The organism is Paracidovorax anthurii (genome assembly GCF_003269065.1).
In the GTDB taxonomy this organism is placed as follows: Bacteria; Pseudomonadota; Gammaproteobacteria; order Burkholderiales; family Burkholderiaceae_C; genus Paracidovorax; species Paracidovorax anthurii.
On the sequence record NZ_QLTA01000010.1, the window covers coordinates 116,753 to 128,916 of the forward strand.

Sequence of the window (12,164 nt, forward strand, 5' to 3'; positions counted from 1 at the left end):
CCGCGGGCTCCGCCGCCACGGCCAGATCGTTCGGAATCGCCGGCTGCCCGCTCATCGGCGGCCTCGCGGGCATGGGGATGGGCAAGCCATCGGGGGGAAGGCGGTCGTCGTCGGCTGCATGTCGGGAGTGCGGATGTGGATCAGGGTAAACCCGTGGATTTTGCCAAACGCGTCCGACGCATGCAGCGCGCCGGCGATCCGCCCCGGCGCCGCGTGGGGTCGCCCCGGCCGGCCTGCGGGAACGCCCGGGGTGCGCCGCCCGCCCGGCGCCGCGATGATGCGGCCCATGGCCCTTGCCCCCCTTTCCGCCCCCTTCACCGCCACGCCGTGGATGCCGCAGGTCCGGGTCGTGGTGTTCGACGTGTTCGGCACCGTGGTGGACTGGCACGGCGGCATCGTGCGCGAACTGGCGGCGCTGGCGCCCCGGGTGGACGGCGATGCCTTCGCCCGCGCCTGGCGCGACGGCTACCAGCCCGCGATGCAGCGCGTGCGCGCCGGCGAGCGGGGCTGGACCGTGCTCGACACCCTGCACCGCGAGATCCTCGACGGCCTGCTGCCCCGCTTCGGCCTGGGCCATTGGGACGATGCCGCGCGCGCACACCTCAACCGCGCGTGGCACCGCCTGCCGCCCTGGCCCGACAGCGTGGCAGGCCTGGGGCGGCTGCGCCAGCGCTTCATGGTGTGCCCGCTCTCCAACGGCAACCTGGGCCTGCTGGCCCACATGGCCAAAGGGGCCGGGCTACCGTGGGACTGCATCCTCTCGGCCGAGGTGTTCCGCGCGTACAAGCCCGACCCGGCCGTGTACCTGGGCGCCGCGAACCTTTTCGGCGTGCCGCCCGGGGCGGTGCTGATGGCCGCCGCCCACCACGAAGACCTGGAGGCCGCCCGCGCCTGCGGACTGCGCACGGCCTACATCGAGCGCCCGCACGAGTTCGGCGCGGCCCACCCCAAGGACGTCTCGCCCCGGCCCGGCAACGACCTGCATTGCGCCAGCATCGGCGCGCTCGCGGACGCGCTGGACTGCCCGGGCTGAAAGCGCACTCCGGCCGCTGCGCGCCTATGCCTGCAGCGCCTGCCGCACCGGGGCCCCGAGCGGCGAGCACAGCCACGCCAGCCCCGCCACGTTGAGCGCCACGGTCACCCAGAAAACCCGCCGGAACGCGACCTTGGAGGACTTGTGGCGCAGCATCTGCTGCGCCAGCAGCGCGCCGGGCCAGCCGCCGGCCAGCGCCAGCAGGTGCAGGGTGCGCTCGCTGATGCGCCACCCGCCGCGCCCGGCGGCCCACTTGTCCGCCCCATACGCCAGGAACGCCCACACGCTCATGCCCAGATAGACGGCGAACGTCCAGCGCGGCGGCGGTGCGATGAACGCCAGCACGGCGCAGAACACCCCGAACGCGAGCAGCGCGAACCAGCTCGCCGTGCCCCCTGGCGCCCGGGACCGCCGGGCAGCCCGCGCCGCCCGTGCACGGACGGGTTTCGCGGCCACGCCCTCACAGCGCGGCCCCTTCAACCCGCCACCATCCCCTGCACGAAACGCCGCACCTGCGCATCGAACTCCGCGCTGGTGGCGGTGAACTCCACGCCAGCGAGCACCTGCGGGCCCGTGGTGTTGAGCGTGACCACGCGGGCGTACACGTCGCGGGCCTGGTAGCGGGCGATCGGCAGGTCGAACCCCAGGCGCAGCTCGCCGTGCATCGGCACGGGATCGGTCAGCTCCAGCAGCGCGCCGTGGTAGCCCATGTCGCGCACCGAGCACACCACCACGTGCGGCAGCACCGCGCCGTCCTGCACGAGCTGGCAGGTGCAGGGCAGGTTCGCCTCCACGCGCAGGCTGCGGCGGAACTCCTGGCGCGGCACCTTGAGCTTGCGGCCCGGCACGGCCACCAACTCGCGCATGGCGAGCGGCCCGGTGCGGCCCTTGACGAACACCTGCACCGGCGCCGACACCGAGGCCATGGTCCAGCAGCGCTGGTACACCGCCTCGCTCACCAGCACCTGGCCGCGCAGCGCGAAGGCGCGCAACTGCACGGCCTCGGCCACCACCTCGCCCAGCACCACGGGCGCCGGGCGGGCGCCGCCGGCCAGCGTGAACTCGCCGGCCAGCGCCGGGCCGCAGGCGATGCCCACGCCCACGTAGGCGGGCGGCAGGCGCTCCGCGCGGAACGCATCGTTCAGGTCCTTGAGCGCCATCTGCAGCGCGACGGCGTACATGGCGGCGCGCGGCACGCTGTCGTCGGGCTCACCGCCCTCCGCGCGCGGCGCGAAGAGCACGGCCGCCCCGTCGCCCGTCCAGTGCTCCACCGCGCCGCCGTAGGTCTCCAGCAGGCCGTGCAGGCAGGCGAGGACGCGCTCCATCCAGTCGCGCGCCTGCGGCGGCGGCAGTTGCGCGGCCAGTTGCGCGAAATCGCGCACGCCGGCCTGGAGCAGGGTGATCTCGCGCTCGCTCAGGCGCGGCGGCGCGGCGGGGGGAGGGGTGTCGGGGGCGGAGGTCGTGGAGGAAGGCATAGGGGCAAGGCGCCGCACGGCGCGCGTTGCGGCAGCATAGGCGCGCGGCGGCGGGCCGGTCAAGCCACGCCGCGCCCCTCCTGGCCACGCCCGGATCAGATCGCCACGAGTTGCCGGATGCCGCGCGCCTGCATCTCGCTGCCCGGCCCGTGCGCGATCACCTCGCCGCGCTCCATCACGAGGTATTCGTCGGCCAGCTCCTCGGCGAAGTCGTAGTACTGCTCGCACAGCAGCACCGCCACCGGGTGGCCGTCCAGGCCCTCGTCGGCGAGGCGCCGGATGACGCGGCCGATGTCCTTGATGATGCTCGGCTGGATGCCCTCGGTGGGCTCGTCCAGGACCAGCAGGCGCGGGCCCGGCGCCAGGGCCCGGGCGATGGCGAGCTGCTGCTGCTGCCCGCCCGAGAGGTCGCCGCCCCGGCGGCCCAGCATCTGCCGCAGCACGGGGAAGAGCGCGTAGAGGTGCTCGGGCACGGGGGTGGAGGCGCTCCGGTAGGCCAGGCCCATGCGCAGGTTCTCCTCCACCGTGAGGCGGCCGAAGATCTCGCGGCCCTGGGGGACGAAGCCGATGCCGGCGCGGGCGCGGTCGTAGGGGGTCCTGCCCTGGATGGGCTGGCCTTCCCAGGTGATGGTGCCGCTCTTGATGGGCACCAGGCCCATGAGGCTCTTGAGGAGGGTGGTCTTGCCGACGCCGTTGCGGCCGAGGAGGACGGTGACCTTGCCGGGGGAGGCGGTGAGGCTCACGTCGCGGAGGATGTGGGAGCCGCCGTAGTACTGGTGGAGGTTTTGGACGGTGAGCATGGTTTGGGGGCTTTTTGTGCGGTACGTCGGCGGGTTTGCTGGGGTTCTTGCTATTGTTTTTGTAGTTGCTGGTTGGTTACGTTCCGGGGCCGGGATTTCGCCCCGGCGGGCGAGTCACTTTCTTTCGCTTCGCCGAAAGAAAGTAACCAAAGAAAGGGCGACCCTGCTGTCTGCGACCCCTCCGCTGCGCTACGGGGCAACCTGGGGTGCTCGGTCACGGGGTGCGCCGTGGAACTCGCTACGCGCTGCGCGCTTCGCTCGAACAACCCCGGCGAGCCAGACAACGAAGCGGGTGTGTCCTTCGGCACACCCGCCACCCCGCGCCCTGCGCGCCCCAGGCGCATCCAGAAGGGGGTGACACGGGCCATCGCGTTGCTCGGCCCCAAACCGGCTCGGGCCGTCGCTGCGCTCGGCCTGGCCTGCGCGGCGCGAAGCGCTCGCGCATCGGGGGCCGAGCGCAGCAATGGCCCGTGTGCTCCCCACCCTTCTGGCTGCGCCGAGGAGCACAGGGCGCGGGGCGCGCGGATGTGCCGCAGGACACATCCGCTTCGTGATCTGACTGGCTGCGGTTGTCCGAGCGGAGCGCGCAGCGCGCAGCGAGTTCCGCAGCCGCGCCCCGCGACCGAGCACCGCAGGTTGCCCCCTTCGCCCAACGGGCGAAGGGGGACGCAAACAGCAGGGTCGCCTTTTCTTTGCCTACTTTCTTTTGGCGAAGCAAAAGAAAGTAGGTGCGCCGCCGGGCGCACATCCCGGCCCCGGGAAACAACCCCACCACAAGCGCCCATAAAACCCCCAACCATCACCGCCCCAAATAAACCTCGATCACCCTCTCATCCCCCTGCACCTCATCCAACGTCCCCTCCGCCAAAACCGCCCCCTCGCACAACACCGTCACCTTCTCCGAAATCGCCCGGATGAACGACATGTCATGCTCCACCACCATCAGCGAATGCCTTCCTTTCAGCGAGAGGAACAGCTCCGCCGTCCGTTCCGTCTCCTCGTCCGTCATCCCCGCCACGGGCTCGTCGAGCAACAGCAGCTTGGGGTCCTGCATGAGCAGCATGCCGATCTCCAGCCACTGCTTCTGCCCGTGGCTGAGCTGCCCGGCCTGCCGCGCGGGCTGGTGGGCGAGGTGGATGGTGTGCAGCACCTCGGCGAGACGGTCCCGCTGCGCGGAGTCGAGGCGGAAGAACATCGAGGCGGCCACGCCCTTGCGGGTCTTGAGCGCGAGCTCCAGGTTCTCGAACACGCTGAGCTGCTCGAACACCGTGGGCTTCTGGAACTTGCGGCCGATGCCCAGCTGGGCGATTTCGGGCTCGTTGTGGCGCAGCAGGTCGATGGTGGAGCCGAAGAACACGGTGCCACGGTCGGGCCGGGTCTTGCCGGTGATGATGTCCATCATCGTGGTCTTGCCCGCGCCGTTGGGGCCGATGATGCAGCGCAGCTCGCCGGGGGCGATGTCCAGATTCAGACCGTTGATGGCCTTGAAGCCGTCGAAGGCCACGTGCACGTCCTCCAGGTAGAGGATGCGGCCGTGGGCCACGTCCACCTCGCCGGGCACGGCCAGGCGCGAGAAGCCCGCGGCGCGGCCGCCCGATTCGGTGCGGCCCGCCTCGCCGGCCGGCGGGGCGGTGCGCCCGATGCGGCGCGCGCCTTCGTCCATGAGATCGGGGGTCATCGCGCGGCGCCCCCCTCTTCCTTGCGCAACGCCTTGGCGATGCGGCCGCGCCACCCGCCCGGCGAGCGCAGCAGCCCCACCACGCCCTGGGGCAGGAACAGCGTGACGGCGATGAACAGCGCCCCCAGGAAGTACAGCCAGAACTCCGGCGCCGTGACGGTGAGCCAGCTCTTGGCGCCGTTGACGATGAAGGCGCCCGCGATGGGCCCGATCAGCGTGGCGCGCCCGCCCACGGCCGCCCACACGGCGATCTCGATGGAGTTGGCGGCGCTCATCTCGCCGGGGTTGATGATGCCCACCTGCGGCACGTAGAGCGCGCCGGCCACGCCGCACATCATGGCGCTCAGGGTCCAGATGGTGAGTTTGTAGGGCAGCGGCGAGTAGCCCGAGAACATCACGCGGCTCTCGGCGTCGCGGATCGCCTGCAGCACGCGGCCGAACTTGGAGCGCACCAGCCAGCGCGCCAGCAGGAAGCAGCCCAGCAGCGCCAGCCCGGTGAGCACGAAAAGGACCATGCGCATCTGCGGCGTGGCGAGGGGCATGCCCAGGATGCGCTTGAAATCGGTGAAGCCGTTGTTGCCGCCGAAGCCGGTCTCGTTGCGGAAGAACAGCAGCATGGCCGCGAAGGTCATGGCCTGCGTGATGATCGAAAAGTACACACCCTTGATGCGCGAGCGGAACGCGAAGTAGCCGAACACGAAGGCCACCAGCCCCGGCACCGCCACGACGAGCACCAGCGTGGCGAGGAAGCTGTCCGACAGCGCCCAGTGCCAGGGCAGCTCCTTCCAGTCGAGGAACACCATGAAGTCGGGCAGGTCGCTCTGGTAGTTGCCGTCGCGGCCGATCTGGCGCATGAGGTACATGCCCATCACGTAGCCGCCCAGCGCGAAGAAGAGGCCGTGGCCCAGGCTCAGGATGCCCGTGTACCCCCAGATGAGGTCCATGGCCAGCGCGCAGATCGCATAGCACATGATCTTGGCCATGAGCGCGACCGCGTAGTCCGACAGGTGCAGCGGGTGGCCCGCCGGCACCGCGAGATTGAGCAGGGGCGCCGCCGCGCAGATGGCGATGAGCGCGACGCAGAACGCCGACCAGCCCGGGCGCGTGAGCAGCGGCGCCACGGCGGGAAGCGCGACGGCCTCGCCAGGAGCGGGAGCAGCAGCAGGAACAGAAGCAGCAGCAGGGGGCGCATGGGGTGGAGGGGAGGTGGTGGTGGAGGTCTTCATGGTTGCTTGTCTCGGGTCCTGGCGCTTCAGTCGGCCGTTCGCCCCTTGATGGCGAAGATGCCCTGCGGCCGCTTCTGGATGAACACGATGATGAGCACCAGCACCGCGATCTTGGCCAGCACGGCGCCCGCCCAGCCCTCCAGGAACTTGTTCAGGATGCCCAGGCCCAGCGCGGCATACACGGTGCCCGCGAGCTGGCCCACGCCGCCCAGCACCACCACCATGAAGGCGTCCACGATGTAGCCCTGGCCCAGGTCGGGCCCCACGTTGCCCACCTGGCTCAGGGCGCAGCCGGCCAGGCCCGCGATGCCCGAGCCCAGCGCGAAGGCGTAGGTATCGACGCGCGCGGTGTTCACGCCCATGCACGAGGCGATGGGCCGGTTCTGCGTGACGCCGCGCACGAACAGGCCCAGGCGCGTGCGCCCGATCAGGAAGGCCACGCCGCCCAGCACCGCCAGCGCGAAGAGGGCGATCACCACGCGGTTCCAGGGCAACTGCAGGTTCTCCAGCACCTGCAGGCCGCCGCTCATCCACGCGGGGTTCTCCACGCCCACGTTCTGCGCGCCGAACACGCTGCGCACGAGCTGCTGCAGCATCAGGCTGATGCCCCAGGTGGCCAGCAGCGTCTCCAGCGGCCGGCCGTAGAGGAAGCGGATCACGCCGCGCTCCAGCAGCGCGCCCATGAGGGCCGAGGCGAGGAAGGCCGCCGGCACCGCCGCGATGAGGTAGGCATCGAACGCGCCGGGCAGGTAGCGCTGGAACAGGCCCTGCACCACGTAGGTGGCGTAGGCGCCGATCATCATCAGCTCGCCGTGCGCCATATTGATCACGCCCATCAGGCCGTAGGTGATCGCCAGCCCCAGCGCCACCAGCAGCAGGATGGAGCCCAGGCTGATGCCCGAGAACAGCGCGCCCAGGCGCTCGCCCCACTGCAGGCGCTCTTCCACCGACTTCAGCGCCGCCGCGATGGCGACCTTCACCTTCGGGTCCTGCTCGTTGCGCAGTTGCTCCAGCAGCACCGTGCGCGTGGCCGGGCTGCCGCTGGCGGCCAGGGCCTGCGCGGCGAGCTGGCGCTGCGCCGCGTCGCTGCCCGAGAGCAGGATGCGCGCGCGGATGGCTTCGAGCCGCGCCTTGAGCCCCGGCTCGCGCTCGGCGGCCAGGGCCTTGTCGATGAGGGGCAGGCGCGCCTCGTCGCTCTCGTCCTTCAGCGCCTCGATGGCCGCGCGGCGCTGGCCCGCGTCGGCCGACAAGAGCTGCAGCGAGGCGAGCGCGGTATCGAACTCGCCGCGCATGCGGTTGTTGTTGACGATGTCCTCCGCATCCTGGGGCACGGGCACCTCGGCGCCCGTGACCGGGTCCGTGCCCTTGCCGTCCTTCACCACGATGGCCCGGCTGCCGGCGATCTTCACCGCGTCGTCGGCCATGGCCCGCACGAACGCCACCGTGGCCTCATCCGGCGCGGCGGTGGCCCGCTGCAGCGCGGCGATGCGCTCATCGGTCTCGCCCGCGGCCATGGCCCGCGCCGCCTCGGCCGTGAGCGCATGCGCCTGCACCGCCGCACACAGCAGCAGGCCGGCGATCAGGCGATGGAAGGAGAAAAGAAACATGGGAAAGCAACCCGCAACGGAAATGGGTAAGGAGCAGAGCAGTGACCACACCCCAGGCCAGCAGACGCCGCGGAGCGGGCTCCGCCCGGCCGCTGGCGTCGTCCCCCTGCCCGCCGTGCGCAGCACGGCGAGAGCGGGGGGAAGGCCCGAAGGGCCTCAGGGGGGTGTTCACTTCCTCTCGGGTTCGTCCTTCTTCTTGTCATTGCCCTCGATGTACGGGCTCCACGGCTTGGCCTTCACGGGGCCGGGCGTCTTCCACACCACGTTGAACTGGCCGTCGGCCTTGATCTCGCCGATGAACACGCTCTTGTGCAGGTGGTGGTTCTTCTCGTCCATCTTGGAGACGATGCCCGAGGGCGCCTTGAAGGTCTGGCCGGCCATGGCGGCGATCACCTTGTCCACGTCGGTGCTCTTGGCCTTCTCCACGGCCTGCTTCCACATATGGATGCCGATGTAGGTAGCCTCCATCGGGTCGTTGGTGAGCGGCTTGTCCTTGTGGCCGGGGATGTTCTTGGCCTTGGCATAGTCGCTCCACTTCTTGATGAACGCCGTGTTCTCGGGGTTCTTGAGCGACATGAAGTAGTTCCACGCGGCCAAGTGGCCCACGAGCGGCTTGGTGTCCACGCCGCGCAGCTCTTCCTCGCCCACGCTGAAGGCGACGACAGGCACGTCCTTGGCCTTCAGGCCGGCGTTGCCCAGCTCCTTGTAGAAGGGCACGTTGGAATCGCCGTTGATGGTGGAGACCACGGCCGTCTTGCCGCCCTGGCTGAACTTCTTGATGTCGGCCACGATGGTCTGGTAGTCGCTGTGGCCGAAGGGGGTGTACTTCTCGTCGATGTCGGAATCCTTCACGCCCTTGGATTTCAGATAGGCGCGCAGGATCTTGTTGGTGGTGCGCGGGTACACGTAGTCGGTGCCCAGCAGCACCCAGCGCTTGGCACCGCCGCCGTCCTTGCTCATGAGGTAGTCCACGGCGGGAATGGCCTGCTGGTTGGGCGCGGCACCGGTATAGAACACGTTCTTGGAGAGTTCCTCGCCCTCGTACTGCACGGGGTAGAACAGCAGGCCGTTCATCTCCTCGACCACGGGCAGCACCGACTTGCGGCTCACCGAGGTCCAGCAACCGAAGATCACCGAGACCTTGTCCTGGCCGAGCAGCTGCTTGGTCTTCTCGGCGAAGAGCGGCCAGTTGGAGGCCGGGTCCACCACCACGGGTTCGAGCTTCTTGCCGAGCACGCCGCCGGAGGCGTTGATCTCGTCGATCGCCATTAGCACCGTGTCCTTGAGCACGGTCTCGGAGATGGCCATGGTGCCCGAGAGGCTGTGCAGCACGCCGACCTTGATGGTGTCGGCCGCATGCGCGGGCAGCGCGGAGAGGCCGGCCAGGGCGGCGGCGGCGCACAGCGCCTGGAGGGTGAAGCGACGTTGCATGGTGTGGGCTCCGGAAGTGGAAGGGTGGGGGATGGCGAGAGGGGTGATGGAGGCGATTCTGGTCAGCCCCCCCTCCGCGCGAAATACGCCATCGGGCGTATGCGCCGTTCCGCCCCCTCGCGGCACCGGACTCCCACGGGGTGGGATCAACGATGTGGTTTTCCACAATGGTTCCGCGAAAACCCTGCTTTACAGTGCCTCACCTTTCGCATGGGCCGTGCGGAGACAGGCGCGGCCCGGTTTGCTCTTTTTTCGTTGACGAAGAGGCCTGCATGACAGCACCCGCCCGCATCCCCGCCAAGCTCCCCATCTACCGCTCGCTCTACGTCCAGGTGCTCTTCGCCGTGGTCGTGGGCGTGCTGCTGGGCCACTTCCACCCCGAACTGGGCGAGAAGATGAAGCCCCTGGGCGATGGCTTCATCAAGCTCATCAAGATGATCATCGCGCCCATCATCTTCTGCACCGTGGTGGTGGGCATCGCGGGCATGGAGGACATGAAGAAGGTGGGCCGCACGGGCGGCCTGGCCCTGCTCTACTTCGAGATCGTGAGCACCGTCGCCCTCGTCATCGGGCTGATCGTGGTCAACGTGCTCCAGCCCGGCGCGGGCATGAACGTCGATGCCTCGGCCATCGACACCAAGGCCATCGCGGCCTACACGGCGCCCGGCAAGATGGGCACCACCACCGACTTCCTCATGAACATCATCCCCACCACGGTGGTGGATGCCTTCGCCAAGGGCGAGATCCTGCAGGTGCTGCTGTTCGCCGTGATGTTCGGCTTCGCCCTGCACCGCTTCGGCGGCCGCGGCACGCTGGTGTTCGACTTCATCGAGAAGACCTCGCACGTGCTCTTCACCATCGTGGGCTACATCATGAAGGTGGCCCCGATCGGCGCGTTCGGCGCCATGGCCTTCACCATCGGCAAGTACGGCGTGGGCTCGCTGCTCTCGCTGGGCAAGCTGATGGGCTCGTTCTACCTCACCTGCCTGCTGTTCGTGTTCGTCGTGCTGGGCCTGATCGCGCGCTTCCACGGCTTCTCGATCTGGAAGTTCGTGAAGTACATCAAGGAAGAGCTGCTGATCGTGCTGGGCACCTCCTCCAGCGAATCCGTGCTGCCGCGCATGATGGAGAAGATGGAGAACCTGGGCGCCAAGAAGACCACCGTGGGCCTGGTGATCCCCACGGGCTACTCGTTCAACCTGGACGGCACCTCCATCTACCTCACCATGGCCGCCGTGTTCATCGCGCAGGCCACCAACACGCCGCTGGACATCACGCACCAGATCACGCTGCTGCTGGTGCTGCTGCTCACCTCCAAGGGCGCGGCCGGCATCACGGGCAGCGGCTTCATCGTGCTGGCCGCCACGCTATCGGCCGTGGGCCACGTGCCGGTGGCGGGCCTGGCGCTGATCCTGGGCATCGACCGCTTCATGTCGGAGGCACGCGCGCTCACCAACCTCGTGGGCAACGGCGTGGCCACCATCGTCGTGGCCAAGTGGACGGGCGACCTCGACACCGAGCAGCTCAAGCAGCGCCTGGACAATCCCGACTGGGTGTCCGCGCAGGAGCCGGAGGCGATCCTGGACGGCAAGACGGCGCGCATGGATACGTCGGGCAAGCACTGAGCCCCAAAAGGCCCAGAGCACCCCCCTGAAGGCCGGCACTGCCGGCCTTTTTGCTGCCTGTCCCCCCGGGGGGGAAGCAGCACCCTCCTTCGCCACCGCCTTCCAGAAACCCTCGCCCCATGGCCCTGGCGCCCTCCTCCCCCGCACGCCCCGCCGCCCCCACCGACCGCCGCATCGCCTACCTGGGCCCAGCGGGCTCCTGGACGCACCAGGCCTGCATCGAGCTGTTCGGCGGCGATGCGCCGCTCGTGCCGATGGAGCGGCAGGCCCTGTTCGCCGCCTACCAGGCCGGCACGCTGCACGGCCTGTGCGTGCCGGTCGCCACCTCGCTGGTCGGCGCCACGCCCTACCTGGACGACGTGCTGGCGCTGGACGCCCCGCTCGTGGTGGCCGAATACCCGCGTATGCTGGGCTACAGCCTGCTCGCGCTGCCCGGCGCCACGCTGCGGGGCATCCGCACCGTGATCGCGCACCCGGTCGCGCTGGAGGAGGCCCGGCCCTGGCTGGACCGGGAGCTGCCCCACGCCGCGCGCGAGGAAGCCGCCTCGGGTGGCGCCGCGGCGCAGGCCGTGGCGGACGGCGCATCGCGCGCCGCCGCATCGCTGGGCCCGGGCATCGGCGCGGCGTTCTACGGGCTGGCGCCCCTGGCCGAGCACATCGAGGAAGGCCCGCACAACGTCACCCGCTGGTGGGTGCTGGGCCGCGAGACACCCGCGCCCACGGGCCGCGACACGACCGCGCTCGTTATGGCCGGGGCGGCCCATGAGCTGGCGCCGCTGCGGGCCGCGTTCGCGGCGGCGGGCCTGCCGCTGCGCACCGCCTCCACCTGCACGGCGCCCGGCACGCGCCACTGCGTGTTCGAGGTCGAGGGCCACGCCCACGACGCGCCGCTGCGCGCGCTCCTCGCGCGCACCGCCGGCCTGCGCTGGCTGGGCTCCTATCCCCGGCGGGATGTCCTCTGAGAACGTGTTTACGATCTTCTGAGTAGCAGAGCCAGAAACGCCAAGTGGACGAACTGTAAGCTGGTGTTGAGCCATCGCTCACAGTTCTTCCATAGCCGCCGGTTCTTGTCCAGCCAAGCAAAGCTGCGCTCAACCACCCAGCGCTTGGGCATGACCTTGAAGGTGTGCAACTCGCTTCTCTTGGCGATCTGCACCGTCACATGCTCACCCAGGATGTCCTTGACGCCTTGCGCGAAGGGCTCGCCTGTGTAACCGCTGTCCGTCAGCACACTTTGCACCCGCCCCAGCGAGCGCTTGCAGCGCTTGAAGGCCGCAAGCGCTCCCTTG

The 12,164-nt window shown here is 69.8% G+C and carries 11 protein-coding genes; 3 read left to right on the top strand and 8 right to left on the bottom strand.

Features of this window, described 5'->3' with window-relative positions; genetic code table 11:
• Positions 1 to 286 precede the first annotated feature (286 nt).
• Positions 287 to 1,033, top strand: a complete 747-nt coding sequence (locus AX018_RS07440; protein ID WP_245951467.1) for a haloacid dehalogenase type II — start codon at positions 287 to 289, stop codon at positions 1,031 to 1,033.
• Positions 1,034 to 1,057: 24 nt separating this feature from the next.
• On the opposite strand, the gene AX018_RS25185 is transcribed toward AX018_RS07440, so the two are convergent.
• The 7 genes from AX018_RS25185 to urtA all read right to left on the bottom strand — a co-directional run bounded on the left by AX018_RS25185 (position 1,058) and on the right by urtA (position 9,250).
• The gene (locus AX018_RS25185; RefSeq protein ID WP_245951468.1) at positions 1,058 to 1,489 is read right to left on the bottom strand and encodes a DUF1294 domain-containing protein; all 432 of its coding nucleotides are present in this window, start codon (positions 1,487 to 1,489) and stop codon (positions 1,058 to 1,060) included.
• 20 nt (positions 1,490 to 1,509) lie between these two features.
• A complete protein-coding gene (locus tag AX018_RS07450) occupies positions 1,510 to 2,508 on the bottom strand; it encodes an adenylate/guanylate cyclase domain-containing protein (protein WP_111876670.1) in 999 nt (332 codons plus the stop codon).
• A gap of 95 nt (positions 2,509 to 2,603) precedes the next feature.
• Positions 2,604 to 3,308: an urea ABC transporter ATP-binding subunit UrtE gene (urtE, locus tag AX018_RS07455; RefSeq protein WP_111876671.1), complete on the bottom strand. Its 705-nt coding sequence runs from the start codon at positions 3,306 to 3,308 to the stop codon at positions 2,604 to 2,606.
• 799 nt (positions 3,309 to 4,107) lie between these two features.
• Positions 4,108 to 4,986: an urea ABC transporter ATP-binding protein UrtD gene (gene urtD / locus AX018_RS07465; RefSeq protein WP_111876673.1), complete on the bottom strand. Its 879-nt coding sequence runs from the start codon at positions 4,984 to 4,986 to the stop codon at positions 4,108 to 4,110.
• A complete protein-coding gene (gene urtC, locus AX018_RS07470; RefSeq protein ID WP_245951469.1) occupies positions 4,983 to 6,212 on the bottom strand; it encodes an urea ABC transporter permease subunit UrtC in 1,230 nt (409 codons plus the stop codon). Before urtC ends, urtD begins: the two co-directional genes overlap by 4 nt.
• Before the next feature lie 26 nt (positions 6,213 to 6,238).
• The gene (gene urtB / locus AX018_RS07475) at positions 6,239 to 7,819 is read right to left on the bottom strand and encodes an urea ABC transporter permease subunit UrtB (RefSeq protein ID WP_111876675.1); all 1,581 of its coding nucleotides are present in this window, start codon (positions 7,817 to 7,819) and stop codon (positions 6,239 to 6,241) included.
• Positions 7,820 to 7,987: 168 nt separating this feature from the next.
• The gene (gene urtA, locus AX018_RS07480) at positions 7,988 to 9,250 is read right to left on the bottom strand and encodes an urea ABC transporter substrate-binding protein (protein ID WP_111876676.1); all 1,263 of its coding nucleotides are present in this window, start codon (positions 9,248 to 9,250) and stop codon (positions 7,988 to 7,990) included.
• 272 nt (positions 9,251 to 9,522) lie between these two features.
• Here urtA and AX018_RS07485 point away from each other — a divergent pair, with 272 nt between their 5' ends.
• Together AX018_RS07485 and AX018_RS07490 are read left to right on the top strand one after the other, a co-directional pair.
• Positions 9,523 to 10,875, top strand: coding sequence for a dicarboxylate/amino acid:cation symporter (locus AX018_RS07485; RefSeq protein ID WP_111876677.1), 1,353 nt, complete (start codon positions 9,523 to 9,525; stop codon positions 10,873 to 10,875).
• A gap of 119 nt (positions 10,876 to 10,994) precedes the next feature.
• Positions 10,995 to 11,837: a prephenate dehydratase gene (locus AX018_RS07490; protein ID WP_111876678.1), complete on the top strand. Its 843-nt coding sequence runs from the start codon at positions 10,995 to 10,997 to the stop codon at positions 11,835 to 11,837.
• 8 nt (positions 11,838 to 11,845) lie between these two features.
• Here AX018_RS07490 and AX018_RS07495 read toward each other — a convergent pair.
• Positions 11,846 to 12,164: transposase (locus AX018_RS07495; RefSeq protein ID WP_146749253.1), on the bottom strand; the 319-nt coding region annotated here is incomplete at its 5' end.

Bases quoted from the DNA above. Each gene is read 5' to 3' on its own strand.
- AX018_RS07440 (WP_245951467.1), top strand. From the start codon at position 287: ATGGCCCTTGCCCCCCTTTCCGCCCCCTTCACCGCCACGCCGTGGATG.
- AX018_RS07450 (WP_111876670.1), bottom strand. From the start codon at position 2,508: ATGCCTTCCTCCACGACCTCCGCCCCCGACACCCCTCCCCCCGCCGCG.
- urtE (WP_111876671.1), bottom strand. From the start codon at position 3,308: ATGCTCACCGTCCAAAACCTCCACCAGTACTACGGCGGCTCCCACATC.
- urtD (WP_111876673.1), bottom strand. From the start codon at position 4,986: ATGACCCCCGATCTCATGGACGAAGGCGCGCGCCGCATCGGGCGCACC.
- urtC (WP_245951469.1), bottom strand. From the start codon at position 6,212: ATGAAGACCTCCACCACCACCTCCCCTCCACCCCATGCGCCCCCTGCT.
- urtB (WP_111876675.1), bottom strand. From the start codon at position 7,819: ATGTTTCTTTTCTCCTTCCATCGCCTGATCGCCGGCCTGCTGCTGTGT.
- urtA (WP_111876676.1), bottom strand. From the start codon at position 9,250: ATGCAACGTCGCTTCACCCTCCAGGCGCTGTGCGCCGCCGCCGCCCTG.
- AX018_RS07485 (WP_111876677.1), top strand. From the start codon at position 9,523: ATGACAGCACCCGCCCGCATCCCCGCCAAGCTCCCCATCTACCGCTCG.
- AX018_RS07490 (WP_111876678.1), top strand. From the start codon at position 10,995: ATGGCCCTGGCGCCCTCCTCCCCCGCACGCCCCGCCGCCCCCACCGAC.